Here is a 19636-nt window from a genome sequence, read left to right on the forward strand (position 1 = left end):
GCGGCCGCGGTGGACCGGCTGCACGACGGGCCGAAGACCGACTACGACAAGGAGCTGATGGCGCAGGGCGCCGGCAACACGGTGTGCGGGCTGCTCGGCGCGCTGCCGATGACCGCGGTCATCGTCCGCAGCGCCGCGAATGTGCAGGCCGGGGCGCGCACCAAGGCCTCCCGGGTGCTGCACGGTGTGTGGCTGCTGGTCTTCGCCGCGCTGCTGCCCGCCGCCCTCGGCATCATTCCGCTCGCGGCGCTCGCGGGCGTCCTGGTGCACGCCGGCTGCAAGCTCGTTCCCGTAAGGCAGTTGGGCAAGCTGTGGCGTGAACACCGGGGCGAGGCGCTGATCCTGGTCGTCACCGCGCTGGCGATCGTCGCGGTGAGCATGTTCGAGGGCGTGCTCGTCGGCCTGGCCCTGGCCGTGGCCAAGACGGCGTGGGAGACCTCGCACGTACGCGTGGACGTGATCGACAAGGGCGCCGGTCCGATCCAGGCGCACCTGACCGGCAACGCCACGTTCCTGCGGCTGCCGAAGATCCTGGACACGCTGGAGGCCCTGCCGCAGGACCGGCCCATCGAACTGCACCTGTCCGGTCTGCGCCACCTCGACCACGCGTGCCGGATGTCCCTGGAGAACTGGGCCGCCCGCCACAGCGCCGAGGGCGTCGAACCGGTCCGGATGGCCTCCGCAGGCTGAGGACCGGCCCGATTTCCTCGGGCCGGCACCGGACAGGGACACGGGCCCGCCGCCGACACCACGGCGGCGGGCCTCGTCGTTCCCGCGCGGCCGTCTGCGTATGCCCAACAGGCCACCCCCGCACCGCAGTACACGGCTAGAGTCTCGGTGGCCTGTGCCCCGGCGAAGGGACGTGGAGTGATCGAGTTGGCTCATGTGATCAGGGATCTGCGGGAGGAGCTGGAGCGCGCGGTCGTCGCGGCGGAGGGGGAGGCGCTGCGCTTCGAGCTGGGGACGATCGAGCTGGAGGTGTCGGTCGCGGTGGAGCGGACCGGGCACGTGGGGGCGAAGGTGCGGTTCTGGGTGCTGGAGTCCGGCGCGGACGCCACAGTGGGCAGCACCTCGACCCAGCGCCTCACCCTGGCACTGAAGCCGACCCGATCCGGCGAACCGCCGTTCGTCTCCGGATCCGCTGTTCCGCACGAGCGATGACCCCGGCGGACGACGGGGCGCACGGGCCGGACGGGTTCGACGCACGGCGCGTGGTCCAGGTCATCACCGCACTGCGCACGGGTGCGCGGCGGCTCGGGTCGGGCTACCGGGTGAGTGGGGACGCGGTGCTCACGGCCGCGCATGTGACCTGTGACGCCGAGTCGGTTCAGCTGCGTTTCCTCACCGAAGGCGGTGGTGTGACGGAGTTGCCCGGCGAGCAGGTCTGGGCGGACTCCGCCGCGGACATCGCGGTGCTCAGGATCGCGGGTGGCGCCGGGGCCGGGGGAGCGGGTGCCGCCGAGGTCCCGCCGGTGCGGTTCGGCCGCATCACACGGCCCGTGGACTGCGAGGCGCTGGGATTTCCGAGGTTCAAGCTGCGCCGCGACACCGCCGCACCGGAGCGCGACGCCCCCACGTGGTACCGGGATTCGCACCACGCGCGCGGCACCACCACACCGTTCGCGGACCTGCGGACGGGCAGCCTGGAGATCACCGTGGACCCTCCGGGGCACGACCCCGAGCCGGACCGTTCCCCCTGGGAGGGGATGTCGGGGGCCCTGGTATGGAGCGGTGGATGCGTGATCGGGGTGATCAGCGAGCAGCACCGCGCCGAAGGGCTCGGCAGGCTCACGGCAAGCCAGGTGGAACGCTGGTACCGCCTCGCCCCCACCCGGATACGCGAACTCAACGAGCTGATCGGCCTGCCGCTCCATACCGGCGAACTCACCCGGCTCCCCCTCCCGTTCGGCCCGCCGCCCTCCTCCGCGCCCGAGCCGGACGACGCCCCGGAAGTGCGGGTGTCGGCGAAGAGACTCGCCGGTGAGGTGGACGCGCAATGGCGCACCGAGGAGCAGCAGCGGCGGGTGCACGACCCGTTCTCGCTTGCCGTGCGCTTCCGTTGCACGCCTGCCCGGGAGCTGTTCGATCACTGGCAGAACATCCGCGAGGCCCCGCCCGAAGCGGCTCCCGAGCCCCTCCCCCTGGACGGCCGGCTCCAACAGATCGCGGAGGTGTACGGGCGCATCCCGTCCGGCCGGTTGGCGGTCCTGGGGGCGGCCGGGTCGGGAAAGACGATCCTGACGCTGCGCTTCGTCCTCGACCGGCTGGCCGCCCGCGCCCCGGCGGATACCGTGCCCGTGGTCTTCGGCCTGGGAGCGTGGAACCCGGCCACCACGTCGCTGCGCGACTGGATGTGCAGCCAACTGGTGCGCGACTACCCGTTCCTCGACGCTCCCGCCGAACACGGCGGAAACCTGGCCGGCTTGCTGGTCGATGCGCGCAAGATCCTCCCCGTCCTCGACGGTTTCGACGAGCTCGCCCACGGCCTGCACGGCGCCGCGCTCCGAGCGCTCGACCGGAGCGCCATGCCGCTGCTGCTGACCAGCCGCCCCGAGGAGTACCGCCAGGCCGTGGCGGACACCGACGTGCTCAGGGCCGCCGCCGTCATCGAGCTGGAGGGCCTCACGGTGGGCGACTACGCCGGCTATCTGCACCGCTCCAGCAGACCGGTCGCAGCGGACGGCAGCACCGTGTGGGGACCGGTGCTGGCCCGGCTGCGCGAACAGCCGCGCAGCCCGGGTGCGGTGCACCTCGCCGAGGCGCTCACCACCCCGCTGATGGTCGCCCTGGCCCGCACCGCCTACAGCGACGCCCCCGAGCGCAAGCCCGAAGACCTCCTGGAATTCGCCTCCCCCGAAGACGTGCGCGGCCATCTCCTGGCAGCGTTCGTCCCCGCCGTCTACGACCCCGCACCGACCAGCCACCGCCCCCGTTGGCACCCCGAACGTGCCGAGCGCTGGCTCGGCTACCTCGCCGCGCACCTGGACCAGCTCGGCACGCCCCACCTCGCCTGGTGGGAACTGGGCACCACGATGCGCCGTTCCTCGCGCATGCTCGTGGTCGGGTTCCTGGCCGCCCTGGCCTTCGGGCTGACGACCGGGATCGGGAACCTCCCCGTGGACCTGGTCGCGACCGCGCACGGACTCCGGTTCGCGCTGGTGCGGGGGCTGCTGGTCGGGCTCCTGCACGGGCTCGTCGTCGGGCTGGTCTTCGGGCTCGGGTACGGGTTCGTGTCCAGGGGCGCGCCGGTCGAGCCGTCGCGGGTACGCATCCAGCTCTTCGGCGGGAGCAGGGAGCGGCAGGCCGGGTTCGTCCCCAGGTTCCTGCTGGGGCTCGCGTTCGGGGTCCCGGCCGCGCTCGTGCTGGTGCTCGTCGACAGATGCGTGGTCGGGCCGCTGGGGTTCGACGACGGACTCAGCGGCGGTCTGATGGGCGCGATCCTGTTCCCGCTCGAAGTCGGCATCGGCGCCGGGCTCGTCCTCGGCATCATGGCCTGGGCCGAGTCCCCCATCGACCTCACCTCCGCCAAGAGCGCCTCGGACCTGCTGAGCACCAACCGCAGGAACGTGGTCTTCCACATGCTCGTGTGGATGCTCGTGCTCGGAATCCCGGCCGGGTTCGCCTACGGGCTCAAAGCCGGGCCCGTCTACGGGGTCCTGGCCGGGCTCGTGTTCGGGCTGGAGGCGGCGTTCGGTGGCGGGCTCGGCTATGGGCTGAGTTTCACCGCCTGGGGGCAGTGGGTGGCCCTGTCACGCATCTGGTTGCCGCTGACGGGGCGGCTGCCCTGGGCTCTGGTCGCCTTCCTGGAGGACGCCCACCGGCGAGGCGTGCTGCGCCAGGCCGGTGCGGTCTACCAGTTCCGGCACGCCCGACTGCAAGCCCACCTGACCCAGGTCTTCCAGGCACACCGCACCTCCCACCCGTCGAGTGCGCCGGGCGCGGCGGACCGGAACCGTCCGTGACGGAATCAGCGTCCTGATTCGGGGGATAACCCGACAGGCACGTACCGATGGGAAACGCGGCGGACAACTCACGGGGTGGCACATGACTGCCAGGCGCACAACGGGAAGGCACGGGGCGGGGATCGCCCTTGCGGTGGCGACGGCGGCGGGGGCCGCCGTCGCCGGAGGAGTCGCGGGAGCCGGAACCGCGGCCGCACAACCGGTTTCGCTCACGCTGACCTACACCTGCGACGTTCCGATGCTCGGTGACCAGCCCTTCACCGCGCGGATCGACGCGGATGTCCCGGAGTCGGTCGAGGTCGGCGAGTCCAGCCGGAGGTTCGCCATCGACGCCAGGACGACGGTGGACGCCGACCTCACACCCTGGCTCGACCGGATCGGCGTGAAGAGCGCCGAGGGCAGGGTGGACGCGGAGATCGGGGTGTCCGCGCCCGAGGGCCACAGCAGGATCGGGGTGCCCCTCGCCATCGCCAGGACCGGCATCCCGGAATCCGGTTCCTTCGACGTCGCGGCGTCCGGCGCCGCGCCCGCGCTGACCTTCGGCCGGCCGGGCCACGGGCGGATCACCGTCGGCGACGTCGCCGTGCACGTCGTCGGAAGGAAGGCGAACGGCGAGGTCCGGGGCAGGCTCGACGTGCGGTGCGCACTGGACGACGGGCAGAACGACGTCGTGGGCTCGTTCGAGATCACGGGGGCGGGGACGTCGGCCGGCTCGACCACGTCCGGCACCTCCGGGGCGGCGGACTCCGGCGGCACCTCGGCATCGCCGTCCGCGACCGAGGGGCCGGCTTCCACGGGATCCTCGTCTCCCGGCAGGGCGACGGGTACCACCGCCAACACCGGCCAGAACACCGGGGACCTGGTGCTCCCGGCCGCGGGCACGCTCCTCGCGGGCGTCGTCGCCCTCTGCCTCGGCTCACGGCTGAAGAACCACCGCCGCACCGGTGACGACGGCTGAGACCGCTGCGGGCGCCGCCGTCGCGGCGGCGCCCGGAACGGGCCGGGCGGGGCGCCGACGCCGGACCGGGCCCGGACGTCCGGCCGACGTCACAGCAGGTCTTCGATGGTGATGGGCAGCTTGCGGATACGGCGTCCGGTGGCGTGGTGGATGGCGTTGGCGATGGCCGCCGCGGCGCCGACCTGGCCGACCTCGCCGACGCCCTTGACGCCGAGCGGATTGACGATCTCGTCCGCCACATCGACGAGTTCGACCTCCACCGCGGGGGCGTCCGCATGGACCGGAACGAGGTAGTCGCCCAGGCTGGAGGCGACCCAGCGGCCGCGGCGCGGGTCCATGTAGTTGGCTTCCAGGAGAGCCTGGCCCAGTCCCCACAGCATCCCGCCCATGAGCTGGCTGCGCGCCGTCTTGGGGTTGAGGACCCGCCCCGGCGCGAAAGCGCCGACCATACGGCGCACCCGGGCGACCCCGAGGCCGGGGTCGACGGCGACCTCGGCGAACTGGGCACCGAACGTCATCATCCCGTAGCGGGTGCTCCGGTCCGACGGAGACCAGGAGCCCGCGGCCTCGACATCGGGCAGGACATTGCGGTGGAGCAGATCGGCGTAGGCCTCCCCGGTCCCCGGGTCGTCGCGCAGCATCATCCGGCCGTCCGCCACGACGACGGCACCGGGATCCGCACCGTGCAGCGGTGACTGGGTGTCCGCGACGGCGCGCGCGATCAGCTGGTCGCGCAGCTCGGTCGCCGCGGTGTGCACGGCCGCGCTGATCATCCCCGCTCCCGAGGAGCCGACCGCGGCGGCGATGGTCGGCAGGGTGGTGTCACCGCCCTCGAAGCGGCATCGCTCGACGGGCAGACCGAGCGCGTCGGCGGCCACCTGTGTCATCACCGTGGCGACCCCGGTGCCGAAGTCGGGCGTCGCGGCCTGCACCACCGCGGTGCCGTCGGAGTACAGGCGGGCACGGGCGCGCTGCGGGTTGCTGGGGCCGTAGACGGGATATCCGGCGGTCGCCATCCCGTAGCCGATGAGCCACTTGCCGTCGCGGTGGGAGCGGGGCACGGGGTTACGCCGGTCCCATCCGAAGCGCTCCGCGCCGCGTGCGTAGCACTCCTTGAGCCCGGAACTGGACCAGGGGTTGCCGGTCTCGGGATCGGTGTCGGAGTGGTTGCGCAGGCGGAGTTCGACCGGATCGATGCCGAGCCGGTGGGCGAGGTCGTCCATCGTGCTTTCGAGCGCGAACATGCCGGAGGCCTCGCCGGGGGCCCGCATGAAGGTGGGCGTCATGGTGTGGGCGCGGACCAGCCGGTAGACGCCCTCGTAGTTCGCGCAGGCGTAGATCTGGGAGGCGACGCCGAGGGAGGGCTCGGCCCAGTCGTCGAAGTGCGAGGTGGGCGAGAGCTTGTGGTGCCGCAGCGCGGTGAGCCGGCCCTCCTTGTCCGCGCCCAGCGTGATGCGCTGCTCCTGTTCCTCCCGGTGGCCGACCGAGGTGAACATCTGCTCCCGGTTGAGGGTGAGTTTGACGGGGCGTCCCACGTGGCGGGCGGCGAGCGCGGCCAGGGCCGGGTGCGCCCAGATCATGGCCTTGCAGCCGAAGCTGCCACCGACGTAGTGGGAGATGACCCGCACCTTCGAGGGGGTCAGCCCGAGCAGTGCCGCGACCGTCAGCTGAGTGGCCGTCACCCCCTGCGTGGCGTCGTAGAGGGTGAGCTGGTCCCCGTCCCAGGCCGCGGTGGTGGCCGAGGGCTCGATGGGGTTGTGGTTGTTCGCGGCGTAGGTGTAGGTGGCGTCGATGCGCACCTCGGCCTGCGCCAGCCCGCGCTCCACGTCGCCGCGCCCGCTCCGGCCCGGAACGAATCCGCCGAAGATCGCCTCGGGCTCGTAGGCCTCGTCACGCCCCTGGTCGAGGGTGGTGACCGACGGCGTCTCCTCGTAGGAGACACGGATCAGCGCGCCCGCGTGCTGGGCGCGTTCCAGGGTGTCGGCGACGACGAGGGCGACGGGCTGCCCGGTGTAGTGCACGACGTCGTCCTGGAACGGGAAGAACGTCTGCCCCGGCGCGGGCATCCCCGCGAGCGAGGGGATCAGTGGGGGCTGGGTGGCGGCCCTGGGCAGGTTCTCGTGCGTGAGGACGGCGAGCACCCCGCCGGCCTGCAGCGCCTCGGAGGTGTCGATACCGGTGATCCGGCCGCTCGGTACGCGCGCACCGACCAGCACGGCATAGGTCATGTTGCCGAGGAGGACGTCCCCGGAGTAGCGCGCGCCGCCGGTGACCTTGTGGCGGCCGTCGACGCGGTCGGTGGGCCGGCCGATCGCGGTGGTCGTCGTGGTCATGACCGGCCCCCCGTGTGGGTGAGCGTCTCCAGGGTCCGGACCATGGTCCGCTGGGCCAGTTCGGACTTGAAGGCGTTGAGCGGCCTGGTGCGGGCCGCGGCGAACTCCTCGCGGGCGGCCCGCGCGAAGGCCTCGGTGCCGGGCGGGGAGCCGCGCAGCAGCTCCTCCGCGCGACGGGCCCGCCAGGGCTTGGTGCCCACACCGCCCAGCGCGATCCGCACCTCGCCGAGCACACCGTCCGCCATGGTCACCGTGGCGGCGACGGAGGCCAGGGCGAACTCGTACGACTCGCGGTCGCGGACCTTCAGGTACCGCGAGGTGCGCGCCGCCGGCAGGCCGGGAACCTCGATGCCCACCACCAGCTCGCCGTGCTCCAGCGGGTGCTCCAGATGCGGGGTGTCGCCGGGCAGCAGGAAGAAGTCGTCGATCGCGTAGACCCGGCGGCCGCGCGGGCCCTCCGTATGGATACGGGCGTCCAGCGCCATCAGCGGTACGGCGACGTCCGACGGGTGGGTGGCGATGCACTGCTCGCTGACACCGAGGACCGCATGCCCGCGGTGGAAGCCGTCGAGGGCGCTGCAGCCACTGCCCGGGTCGCGCTTGTTGCACGGCGAGGCCGCGTCGCGGAAGTAGCCGCAGCGCACCCGCTGCATCATGTTGCCGCCCATGCTGGCCATGTGCCGGAGCTGCGCGGAGGCACCGAGTTCGAGCGCCTCGGCGACCATCGGGAAGCGCTCCCGTACGGCGGGGGCCGCGGCCACCTCGCTCATCCGGGCCAGGGCGCCGATGTACAGTCCGCCGTCCGGCCGGTCCTCGATCTGGGTGAGGGGCAGGTCGTTGATGTCCACGAGCCGGCGCGGCAGCAGCACGTTCTGCCGCAGCAGGTCGACCTCGGTGGTTCCCCCGGCCAGGAAGTCGCTGGTGGGGTCCGCGGCGACGGCGGCCACCGCGTCGGCGACGGCGGTGGCGCGGGAGTAGCTGATGGGCCGCACGAGGTCTCCTCAGGTCTGGTCGCGGACCGCGCAGATGGCGGCCTGGATGTGCGGGTAGGCGGCGCAGCGGCAGATGTTGCCGCTCATCCACTCCCGGATCTCGGCGTCGTCGGAGGTATGGCCTTCCTTGAGCAGCGCCACCGCCGACATGATCTGGCCGGGTGTGCAGTAGCCGCACTGGAAGGCGTCCTGCTCGATGAACGCGCTCTGCATGGCGTGCAGCTCGTCGCCCTCGGCCAGGCCCTCGATGGTCGTCACCTCGTGGCCCTCGCAGGCGATCGCCAGCGTGAGGCAGGCCAGCACCCGGCGCCCGTCGACCCATACCGTGCAGGCGCCGCAGGTGCCCTGGTCGCATCCCTTTTTCGCACCCGTCAGGTCCAGCCGCTCACGCAACGCGTCCAGGAGGCTGACCCTCGGCTCCACTTCGCACGAACGCTCGGCGCCGTTGACGGACAGGGTGATCCTCACCGGGTCGGGGCCGCGCTCCGGGAGCACGGCGGCTGCGGGCGCGCGGGACGGGCTGTGGGGAGCGGACACGGGCTGACCTCCTCGGGTTGGAGTTTTCATCCTGTTTCATCCGAAAGGCCGCCGCGACCCGACGGACCGCGCCCCGGGGGCCGAGGAGCACCTCCTGCGGGAAAATGGACGGCGGAGGTGGCGCGATGTCTCCGTGGTGGGTCCGCGACCTGGAGGACGGCCAGGCCGCCGGACCGGGCCGCCGCCCGGGCGCGAAGCCATGACCGCCGCCGACCCGTTCGGTTCCTGGGAGGAGCGGCCGGCTTCCGGGGCGGCGCAGCCGAGCGGGCTGCTGGACCTGCTCGGTGTCGCGGCGGTGGTGCTGGACGCCGAGGGGCGGATCGTGCTGTGGAGCCCGCAGGCCGAGGAGCTGTTCGGCTACCGGGCCGAGGAGGCGCTGGGCCGGTTCGCGGCACGGCTGCTCGTCCATGAGCAGCACCTGGAGCTGGTGGTCAGGCTGTTCACCGAGGTGATGGGCACGGGCCGAAGCTGGGCCGGGGCCTTCCCCGTACGGCACAAGGACGGCAGCACCCGGTTGGTGGAGTTCCGCAACATGCGGCTGCTGGACGACCGGGGGGACCTCTACGCCCTGGGCATCGCCACCGACGAGGCGGTGCTGCGCCAGGTGGAGCGGGATGTGGCCCTGTCCACGCGGCTGGTCGCGCAGTCCCCGATCGGGCTGGCCGTCCTCGACACCGAGCTGCGGTACCTGGCCGTCAACCCGGCGCTCGAGCGGATCAACGGCGTCCCCGCCGAGGACCACCTCGGCCGGTCGGTCCGCGAGGTGCTGCCCTCCCTGGACGCCGACGAGATCGAGGCCGCGCTGCGGCAGGTCCTGGAGTCCGGGGAGCCCCTGGTCGACGAGTACACGGTGGGACGTACCGCCGCCGACCCCGGGCACGACCACGCCTGGTCGGTCTCCTACTACCGGCTGGAGGACCCCGGCGGACGGGTCCTGGGGGTGGCGGGTCTGGTCGTGGACGTCACCGACCGGTACCGCGCGACCACCGAGGCGGCCCGCGCCCGGCGCCGTCTCGCCGTGATCGCCGACGGCTCCGCCCGTATCGGCACCACCTTGGAGGTGGAGCAGACCGCCCGCGAGCTGGCCGAGGTCGCCGTGCCCGAGCTCGCCGACGTGGCCGCGGTGGACATCCTGGATTCCGTACTGGAGGACCGGCCGGCCCCGGTGCCGCACACCCGCCCCGCGCGCTTCCGGGCTCTCGCGGTGCAGGCCGCCTATCCGACCGAGGCGGTCCGCGCCGCCGACCCTCCGGGCCACATCGCCAGCTACGGCGACGACCGCCTGGTGACCCGGTGCGTACGGACCGGCCGGCCCATCCTGATACCGCACACCGACGAACGGGACCTGTCACACATCGCCCGGGACCCCGAGGCCGCCGCCCTCCTGGCGCGGGCCGGCATCCACACCTACCTCACGACGCCGTTGATCGCCCGCGGCGAGGTGCTCGGCGCGCTGGGCCTCACCCGCGCCCGCAATCCGCTGCCCTTCGACGAGGACGACCTCACGCTCGCCGGTGAGCTGGCCGACCGGGCCGCGGTGTGCATCGACAACGCCCGCCTCTACCAGAGCCAGCGCAACGCCGCCCTCACCCTCCAGCGCAGCCTGCTCCCGGACCACCCGCCGCAACGGACGGGCCTGGAGATCGCCACCCGCTACCAGCCCGCCGGAACCTCCAGCGAGGTCGGCGGCGACTGGTTCGATGTGATCCCCCTCGCGGCGGACAAGACCGCGCTCGTCGTGGGTGACGTGATGGGCAGCGGCATCAACGCCGCCACCACCATGGGCCGGCTGCGTACCGCCACCTCCACCCTGGCCGACCTCGACATCCCGCCGACCGAGGTGCTGCGGCACATCGACAAGATCACCGCTGACCTGGACCAGTACGCCACCTGCGTCTACGCCGTCTACGATCCGCACCGCGCCGCATGCCGCATCGCCGTCGCCGGACATCTGCCGCCGGTGCTGCTGCGCACGGGCCGGCCCGCCGAGCTGCTCGACCTGCCCACCGGCGTACCCCTCGGGGTCGGCGGCGTCCCCTTCGAGTCCACCGCGATCGGCCTGCGCCCCGGCGACCGGCTGGTCCTCTACACCGACGGTCTGGTGGAGACCCGCCATCACGCCATCGACGAGCGCCTGGACTTCCTGCGCCGTCTGCTGGACACCCCCGACCCCACCTTGCAGGACACCTGCGAGCGGCTCCTCGACGCCCTGCGCGATCCGGACGACCCCGACGACGTCGCGGTGCTCATCGCCCGGGCCCGGGCCGATCCCCCCGACGCCTCCCGGCCCTGACCTGCGCCCCGGCCGGCCGCCGTCCGGAGCTCACCCCGCGGGCCGGTCGTCGCGGGAGGAGCCGTCGAGCACGCCGAGGCGTTCGAGCAGCAGCCCCTCGCGCGTGGACCAGGGGCAGATCTCGACGCTCTGGACACCGCACGCCTCCATGAGGCTCTCGGCGACCAGGGCTCCCGCCAGGGACTGCTCGGCGCGGTGCGCGGAGATGCCCGGCAGGGCGCTCCGGCGGTCCGGGGCGAGATCCGCCAGCTGCCGTGTCGCCGCCCGGAGCTGAGGCAGCGTCAGCTCGCGGGCCGCCCGGCGCGGCTTGTTCCGTCCGGCGCCGGCGAGCCGTGCGAGCTGCTCGAACGTCTTCGAGCAGGCGAGCACCCGGTCCCCCCGCGCCGCCCGCGGCACGCCCGGCGCCAGACTCAGGCAGTGCCGCAGATGCCGGCGGATTTCGTCCAGGCGCCGCTCGGAGGGGACGGTGCCGCCGGGCAGCCACTCCCGGGTGATCCGGCGGGCGCCCAGCGGCAGCGAGCGCACGACCCGGGGCAGGGCGCCCGTCCCGGAGGCGAGCTCGACGGTGCCGCCGCCGATGTCCAGGACCAGCAGCGGCCCCTGCGGGCAGCCCGCCCACTGACGGACCGCCACATAGGCCAGCCGGGCCTCCTCCTCGCCGGGCAGCACCCGCAGCCAGGTGCCGGTGGTACGGGCCACCCGCGCGATCACCTCATCGCGGTTCGGGGCGTCCCGGATGACGGAGGTGGCGAACGCGAACACCTCCGGCAGCCGGCGCTGCGGATCCGCGGTGATCGCCTCGGCCACCGCCCGCTGCACGCTCTCGACCCCGGCCGTGCCCAGCCGGCCCTTCCGGTCGAGCGTCTCGTGGAGTCTCAGCCGCACCTTGTGCGAGAAGACGGGTTCCAGTACCGGGCCCGGTCGCCATCGCACCACGGTGAGCAGCGCACTGTGGCACCCGACGTCCAGTACACCCGCCTGCCGCATTCATCCCGCCTTTCCGGAGAGCGCCGATCCCGCACGACCTCGCTCCGTAATCATGATGTCACTCATCGTCCCCATGTGGGCGTCATGCCGGAGATATGCCGTGGGTACGTAACTGCTGTTTTCGGACAACTTGCGCACGGGTGCGGTGGGTGAGCGAAAGGCCATTTCCCGGGCCCGCCCGACGGGTCGGCTCATGACCGGCCCGCTCTGATAAGTGCCCGCAGGCGGTGCGTCTTTCATTGGCGAGTTTGTGTCTTTCCCTTTCCTGACCGGCCCTCCCGTACGGCGAGACCGAACAGGGGGCCATGCATGATGTCGATCATGCCGGGCGCCCGGCTGCCGGTGCAGTCCATGGGGAAGGCGAGGACGCGTGAACAACCCATCACCGATATCACTGACGGCCTATCAGCGGGACATCTGGGTCGCCGGTTGCCAGGAACCGGAATCACCGCAGTTCAATTGCGTGCTCCGGGAGCGCCTTCAGGGTGAGGTGGACCAGCAGGCGCTTGTCGCCTGTACCGAGCGCGCATTAGCCCGCCATGAGGCATTCCGCTTACGCTTCGGCGAACGCGCCGGCACGCCCCATCAGTGGGCCGAGCCCGAAGGCGTCCGGGTCGAACGGATCGATCTGACGCAAGAGCACGAACCGGCCGCGGCATGCGCCGCGTGGATGCGGCGCTCGATGGCCCGCGCCCTGCCGCTCACCGGCCGGCCCATGGTCGAGGCCACCCTGCTGCTGGAGAGCCCGACCGTCGTCCACCTGCACATCAAGGCGCACCACATCGTCGCCGACGGCTGGGCGGTCAACCAGCTGAGCCGGGAAATCCTGGAGGACTACGCACAGGTCACCGGCGGGCGGCCGCCCACCGGCCCCGCCCCGTCCTCCTACCTCGCCTTCGTCGAGGAGGAGGCCGCCTACCGCGCCGGTGCCCAAGCCGACCGCGACCGCGCCTTCCACCGCGAAGCCCTGGCCGGTGTGCAGCCCGCGCTGTTCACCCGCTCCGGACGCACGGGCCGGCGCTCCCGCCACTCGATCGCGATCGACGGCGCGCTCGTCGACCGGATCCGCGCCACCGGCTTCTCGCCGTTCACCTACCTCGCCGCCATGGTCGGCACCTACCTGACGCGACTGCACCGCAGCGGGGAAGTCGTCCTCGGCATACCGTTCCTCAACCGGCCCGACGAGCGCCACCGCGCCGTCCCCGGGCAGTTCGCCAACACCCTGCCGCTGCGGATCGCCGCACACGGCGGCCGGACCGTACGCGAAGCACTCGCCGACACACAGCGCGCGACCCGCGCCCTGCAGCGCCATGAACGGCTCTCGCTCGGCGACGTACTGCGCGAACTGCCCGCGTCGGCCGAGGGCCCGCGCCGGCTCTTCGACGTACAGCTCTCCTATATGCGCTGGCCGCGCCCCGACGAGATACCCGGCGTCGCACACGAGACGGTCATGATGGCCCCCTCGCACGAGCAGGACGCGCTGAGCATCACGGTCTCCGCCTTCGACGACACCGCCGACCTCCGCATCGACCTCGACTACGCCTGCGACGTCTTCGACGAGGACCTCCCGATCACCTCCGTCGCCGGCCACCTGCGGACGCTCCTCACCCAGGGCCTGGCCGACCCGGACCGGCCGCTGTCCGACGTCGGGATGCTGGAGCCCGGCGCGTACGAGGACCTCACCGCGGTACGCAGCCACGGCCCGCGGGTGCCCTACTCCCACCACGCCACGCTGCACACCCTGTTCGAGGCGCAGGCCGCCCGCCGCCCCGGGCAGACCGCCGTCATCGGCGCCGCGGGCGAGACCCTGACCTACGCCGCACTCGACGAGCGGGCCAACCAGGTCGCACGCGCGCTGCGGGCCGAGGGCGTCGGCCCGGACGACCGGGTCGCCGTCATGATGGAGCGGAGCCCCCACCTCCTGGCCGCCCTCCTCGGCGTCCTCAAGTCCGGCGGCGCCTATGTACCGGTGGACCGCGGCTACCCCGCCGAACGCGTGGCGTTCCTGCTGGCGGACAGCCGTGCCAAGGTCGTGATCGTCGACGGCGACACCCCCGTCACCGAGGCCGCCGCGGGGATGACCGTACGGCGCATCGACGACCTGCTGCAGGGCAGCGGCGCCCCGCTGGAACCGGTCGCCACCTCCCGCGACCTCGCCTACGTCATCTACACCTCCGGTTCGACCGGCCGCCCCAAGGGCGTGATGGTGGAACACCACAGCGTCGTCAACCGGCTCGCATGGATGCAGCGCCGCTACCCGCTCGGCGAGCACGACGTCCTGCTGCAGAAGACGCCGGTCTCGTTCGACGTCTCCGTCTGGGAGCTCTTCTGGTGGGCGATCGAAGGCGCGAGCGTGGCGCTGCTGCCGCCCGGCGGCCAGCAGGACCCGCGCGAGATCCTGCGCACCCTGCGCGAACGGCAGGTCAGCGTCGCGCACTTCGTCCCCTCGATGCTCGGGCCGTTCCTCGACCTGCTCCAGGAATCGCCCGGGGCCCGCGCCGACGCACGGTCCCTGCGCCACGTCTTCTGCAGCGGAGAGGCCCTGCCGGCCGCCCGCGTCGAGCAGTTCAACCGCGTCTTCGGCCCGGACCACCCCGCGCGGCTGGTGAACCTCTACGGCCCGACCGAAGCCACCGTCGACGTCTCGTACTACGACTGCCCCGGTGATCCCGGCCGGCCGGTCACCCGGGTGCCCATCGGCCGGCCGATCGACAACACCCGGCTGTACGTGCTGGACGCCGACGGCCGGCCGCAGCCGGTGGGGGCCGCCGGCGAGCTGTGCATCGGCGGCGTCGGCGTGGCCCGGGGCTATCTGGACCGTCCCGAACTGACCGCGGAGAAGTTCCTGCCCGACCCGTTCGCGCCGCAGGGCCGGATGTACCGCACCGGCGACCTCGCACGATGGCTGGCCGACGGCACCCTGGAGTACCTCGGCCGGATGGACGGCCAGGTCAAGATCCGCGGCAACCGCGTGGAACCGGGCGAGGTCGCGGCCGCCCTGCGCGCGGTCCCCGGGGTCCGCGACGCCCTCGTCGTGGACCGCACCACCGGCGCCCGCGGCACCCACCTCGTCGGCTACTACGTGTCCGACACCGTCCACGACCCGGCCCGGCTGCGCGAGCAACTCGCCACGTCGCTGCCCGGGTTCATGATCCCGGCGTACTTCCTGCCGATCGACGGCATCCCGCTCACGCCCAACGGCAAGGCCGACCGCCGGGCACTGCCCGCACCCGAGGACGGCACACGGCCCGGGGACCCCGCCGCGCGCGGGGCCGCCCGCACCCCCGCCGAGGCCGCGCTGGCCCGGATCTGGGCCCGCGTACTGGGCCGGGAGACCGTCGGAGTGCACGACGACTACTTCGCGCTCGGCGGCGACTCGATCCTGATGCTCAAGGTGCGTGCCGAGGCGGAGGCCGAGGGGCTGCGCTTCTCGCTCACCGACCTCCTGCGCAACCCGACGGTCGCCGGACTGGCCGCCCGGACCGAGAGCACCACCGGGCAGCGGGACGCCGCCGCCCCCGCGCCCTTCGCCCTCGTCTCCCAGGTGGACCGGGCCGCCCTCGAAGGCGCCGAGGACGCCTTTCCGCTCACCCGGCTCCAGCTCGGTCTGCTCTACCACAGCCGCAGACACGAAACCTCCGCCACCTACAAGGACGTCTTCCAGTACACCCTGGAACTGCCCTGGGACGAGGCCGCGTTCCGCGCCTCCTTCGGCCGGCTGACCGCCCGGCACCCGGCGCTGCGCTCCGCCTTCGGCCTGGCGGGCTTCTCCGAGCCGCTCCAGATCGTCCACCCGCACGCGGACGGCGGCCTGGACGTCGCGGACCTGCGCTCCCTCGACGGCGCCGCCGCCGACGCCGAGATACGCCGGCACATCGAGGAACGCCGCCGCCACCCCTACACCTTCGACCGGGCGCCGCTGTACCTCTTCCGCGCCCATGTCCGCCCCGGCACCGTCGACCTCGTCTTCAGCTTCCACCACGCGCTCCTCGACGGCGGCAGCGTGGCCACCCTCGTCGGCGAACTCCTCCAGGACTACGCGCACGCCCTCGGCCTGCCCGCCGGCCCCGTCGACACCCCGCCGCTGCCCTCCCCGGCGGCCCACGTACGCGACGAGCAACAGGCCCTGCGGGCCGAGGAGACCCGGCGCTACTGGCAGCGGAAGCTGACCGGCTGCGAACCCCTGCAGATCGAGGCGTTCGGCCCGCATCTGCCCGGCGGCGCCGGCGAGCCCTGCGCCCGCCGGGCCGACCTGCCCGACGACCTCACGGCCCGGGTACGGCAGTTCGCGACCGAACACACCCTGCCCGTCAAGTCCGTGCTCTTCGCGGCACACTGCCTGACCCTGGCGATGCTCGCCGGCACCCGCGACATCACCACCGGACTGGTCACCCACGGCCGGCCCGAGCTGGCGCACGCGGAGCGGATCGCCGGACTCTTCCTCAACACCGTGCCGCTGCGCCTCGACACCGCCCGCGCACGCTGGCTGGACGTGGCACGCGAGGCCTTCCGGCAGGAGCAGGACGGCCACGACCACCGCCGCTACCCGCTCAGCGCCATCCAGGAGGACCACGGCGGCCCCGTCCTGGACACCGCCTTCAACTACGTCCACTTCCACCAGCTCGCCGGCGTCCTCCACCTGCCGGGCCTGCGGCTGCGGGACTTCCGTACCTGGGAGGAGACCAACTTCCGCCTCCTGGTCAACGCGGTCACCGAACCCGACGGCGGGCGCGTCTGGCTGCGCATCGACTGCGACGGCGACACCTTCTCCGCCGACCAGGCAGACCTGTTCGCACAGGCCTATCTCAAGATCCTGCGCCGGATGGTCGAAGAGCCGCACCACGAGCCCGACTTCGCCTTCCTCGCCCCGCCCGCGGCCCTCGCCGAGGCCACCGCCGCGCCCACCGTCGTGACCCGCTTCGCCGACCAGGCCGCGCGCACCCCGCAGGCGACCGCCCTGGTCGGCGGCGAGGAGCGATGGAGCTATGCGCGGCTCGCCGGAACCGCCGGGCAGGTGGCCGCACGGCTGCGGGCACTCGGCGCCCCGCGCGAGGCCCGGATCGGCATCGCCATGGACCGGTCACCGCAGACCATCGCCGTGATCCTGGGCGTGCTCGGGGCCGGCTGCGCGGTGCTGCCGCTCGACGTCGGCTACCCCGCGCCGCGGCTGGCCGCGATGCTGGAACAGGCCGGGCCGTTCCGCGTCATCGCGCACGCCCCCTACACCCACCTCGCGGGCGACCCCGCGCTGGTGCTGCCCGCCGAATCGCTGACCGAGCCGTCCGCGGCACCCCAGGACGGGCCCGCGCACCTGGCCCCGCACCCGGACATCACACCGGACTCCACCGCCTACGTGCTCTTCACCTCCGGCTCCACCGGCCGGCCCAAGGGCGTCGCGATGCCGCACCGCTCGCTGGCCGCACTGGTGGACTGGCAGACACGGGCGCCCAGCGGAGCTCCCGGCGGAGCGACGCTCCAGTACGCCCCGCTGAGCTTCGACGTCTCCTTCCAGGAGATCTTCTCCACCCTGTGCGCCGGCGGAGCACTGCACCTGGTGAGCGACGGCGAACGGCGCGATATGCCCGTACTGCTGCGCCGGATCGACCGCGAGCGCATCGAGCGGGTCTTCCTGCCCTACGTGGCGCTCCAGCAGCTCGCCGAGACCGCGGACGCACTGGGCATCACCCCGCGCGCCCTGCGGGTGCTGATCTCGTCCGGCGAGCAGCTGCGGGTGACCGCGGAGATCCGCCGGCTGTGCGCCGCACTCCCCGGAGCCGTGCTGGAGAACCAGTACGGGCCGACCGAGACTCATGTCGCCACCGCCTTCACCATGACCGGGGACCCCGCCGCGTTCCCCGCGCTGCCGCCGGTCGGACACGCCGTGGACGGCGCCGAAGTACACGTCCTGGACGAGCGGCTGCGCCCGGTCCCGGCCGGCGCCCGGGGCGAGATCTACCTCGGCGGCGCCTGCCTGGCCCATGGCTACGAAGGCCGCCCCGACCTCACCAAGGAGCGCTTCGTCCCGCACCCGTTCGCCGGCGAGGGGCAGTTCCTCTACCACACCGGCGACCTCGGAATGCCGCTGCCCGACGGCGCCGTCGTCTACGCCGGACGCGCCGACGCACAGGTCAAGGTCCGCGGCTTCCGCGTCGAGCCCGCCGAGGTCGAACTGGCCCTCACCGGCCTCGCCGACCGGTACCCGCGGCTGCGGGACGCCGCGGTCGTGGCACGGCGGCGCGAGGACGGCGACACCTTCCTCGCGGCGTTCCTCGTCGGCGACGGCGCACAGGAGGACCTGCCCGGCATCCGCGAACGCCTCAGGTCCGCGCTGCCCGACCACATGGTGCCCTCCCACCTGCAGTGGACCCCGCGGCTCCCGCTGACGCCCAGCGGCAAACGGGACGACGCCGCACTGCGCAAGGTCCCGCTCACCGCCGGCGCGGCACCCGGCGGCACCGAGCCCCGCGACGCCTACGAACGCGCGCTCGCCGCGATGATGGCGGACCTGCTGCACCTCCCGTCGGTCGGCATCCACGCCGGCCTCTTCGACCTGGGCGGGACGTCCCTGACCGCGATGCGACTGGTGGTCCAGATCGAGCAGCGCTACGGCGTGACCATCGCCCTGTCCGAGTTCATCGCGGCGCCGACCGTGGCCGGACTCGCGGCCCGGCTCCGCAGCGGCGGCGCGGTCGCCGCCTTCGACCCCCTGGTACCGATCCGCCCCGACGGCAGCCGCCCGCCGCTGTTCATGGTCCACCCCATGGGCGGCAACGTACTGTGCTACGTCCGCTTCGCCCGCCACCTCCCGGACGGCCAGCCGCTCTACGCGCTCCAGGCGGCGGGAGCGGACCCGGGCACCACGCCCCTGCGCACCGTCGAGGAGATCGCCGCCAGTTATGTGACCGCACTGCGCACGGTGCAGCCGCACGGCCCGTACTCCATCGGCGGCTGGTCCTTCGGCGGCTTCGTCGCCTTCGAGATCGCCCGCCAGCTGCGCGCCGCGGGGGAGGAGATCAACCGACTGGTCCTCCTGGACACCACCGCCCTCAGCCCGGGGCCCCGCACCCGGCACGACGACGACGCCCTGCTGGGCTGGTTCTTCTGGGAACTGCTGTGGCTGGAGCGCGGCGGCACGTCCCCCATGGAGGCCATCCCGGCGGAACTGTCCACCGTCGAGGAGAAGTTCGACTTCATCGCCCGCCTCGCCGCCGAGGCGGGGGTGCTGCCGGCCGGCAGCTCAGGGGCCGTCATCCGCCGCCTCTTCCACGTCTACCAGGCGAACTGGCAGGCGGCCCTGGACTACCGGCCCCAGGGTGAGGACCTGGAACCCGTGCTGGTCCGCGCCATGGAGCCGCTGCCGCAGGTGCTCGCCGAGATGCACGGCGCCGCCCGGACCCGCCACCAGGACGCCCGCAACGGCTGGAGCACCATGACCGACGGCCGGATCCAGGTCGTCAGCGTGCCCGGCGACCACTTGACGATCATGGAGGAACCGTACGTGGAACACGTGGCGAAGACCGTCGCCGACCTGATCGGCGCCCACCCGACCGCACCCCGCAAGGAGAGCTGACCAG

At 73.1% G+C, this 19636-nt stretch carries 10 protein-coding genes; 6 read left to right on the top strand and 4 right to left on the bottom strand.

Features of this window, described 5'->3' with window-relative positions:
- From ACWD6P_RS04055 to ACWD6P_RS04070, 4 genes are all read left to right on the top strand, one after another.
- Positions 1-690, top strand: a 690-nt coding sequence (locus tag ACWD6P_RS04055; protein ID WP_451442433.1) for a SulP family inorganic anion transporter, incomplete at its 5' end; no start/stop codon positions are given.
- Positions 691-867: 177 nt separating this feature from the next.
- Positions 868-1161 carry a trypco2 family protein gene (locus ACWD6P_RS04060; RefSeq protein ID WP_451442434.1) on the top strand — a complete coding sequence of 98 codons (294 nt, stop codon included), beginning with the start codon at positions 868-870 and terminating at the stop codon, positions 1159-1161.
- Entirely contained in the window at positions 1158-3962 is a 2805-nt protein-coding gene (locus ACWD6P_RS04065; protein WP_451442435.1) for an NACHT domain-containing protein, read from the top strand. The genes ACWD6P_RS04060 and ACWD6P_RS04065 overlap by 4 nt, the downstream gene beginning before the upstream one ends.
- Positions 3963-4044: 82 nt before the next feature.
- Complete coding sequence (locus ACWD6P_RS04070; protein WP_451442436.1) at positions 4045-4920, top strand: DUF6801 domain-containing protein; 876 nt, start codon at positions 4045-4047, stop codon at positions 4918-4920.
- Between the two features lie 89 nt (positions 4921-5009).
- Here the strand turns inward: ACWD6P_RS04070 and ACWD6P_RS04075 are convergent, their stop codons facing one another.
- The 3 genes from ACWD6P_RS04075 to ACWD6P_RS04085 are packed head-to-tail and all read right to left on the bottom strand — an operon-like array spanning position 5010 to position 8782.
- A complete protein-coding gene (locus tag ACWD6P_RS04075) occupies positions 5010-7253 on the bottom strand; it encodes a xanthine dehydrogenase family protein molybdopterin-binding subunit (protein WP_451442437.1) in 2244 nt (747 codons plus the stop codon).
- Positions 7250-8245, bottom strand: coding sequence for an FAD binding domain-containing protein (locus ACWD6P_RS04080; RefSeq protein WP_451442438.1), 996 nt, complete (start codon positions 8243-8245; stop codon positions 7250-7252). Before ACWD6P_RS04080 ends, ACWD6P_RS04075 begins: the two co-directional genes overlap by 4 nt.
- A gap of 9 nt (positions 8246-8254) precedes the next feature.
- Entirely contained in the window at positions 8255-8782 is a 528-nt protein-coding gene (locus ACWD6P_RS04085; RefSeq protein ID WP_451442439.1) for a (2Fe-2S)-binding protein, read from the bottom strand.
- Positions 8783-8981: 199 nt separating this feature from the next.
- Here ACWD6P_RS04085 and ACWD6P_RS04090 point away from each other — a divergent pair, with 199 nt between their 5' ends.
- Positions 8982-11075 (top strand): SpoIIE family protein phosphatase, encoded by a 2094-nt coding sequence (locus ACWD6P_RS04090; RefSeq protein ID WP_451442440.1) that lies wholly within the window; start codon positions 8982-8984, stop codon positions 11073-11075.
- Positions 11076-11105: 30 nt separating this feature from the next.
- Here the strand turns inward: ACWD6P_RS04090 and ACWD6P_RS04095 are convergent, their stop codons facing one another.
- Positions 11106-12062: a Ppx/GppA phosphatase family protein gene (locus ACWD6P_RS04095; protein ID WP_451442441.1), complete on the bottom strand. Its 957-nt coding sequence runs from the start codon at positions 12060-12062 to the stop codon at positions 11106-11108.
- 370 nt (positions 12063-12432) lie between these two features.
- Between ACWD6P_RS04095 and ACWD6P_RS04100 the strand changes: the two genes are divergently transcribed.
- Positions 12433-19632, top strand: coding sequence for an amino acid adenylation domain-containing protein (locus tag ACWD6P_RS04100; RefSeq protein WP_451442442.1), 7200 nt, complete (start codon positions 12433-12435; stop codon positions 19630-19632).
- Positions 19633-19636 lie beyond the last annotated feature (4 nt).

This window comes from Streptomyces sp. NPDC002446 (assembly GCF_053595675.1).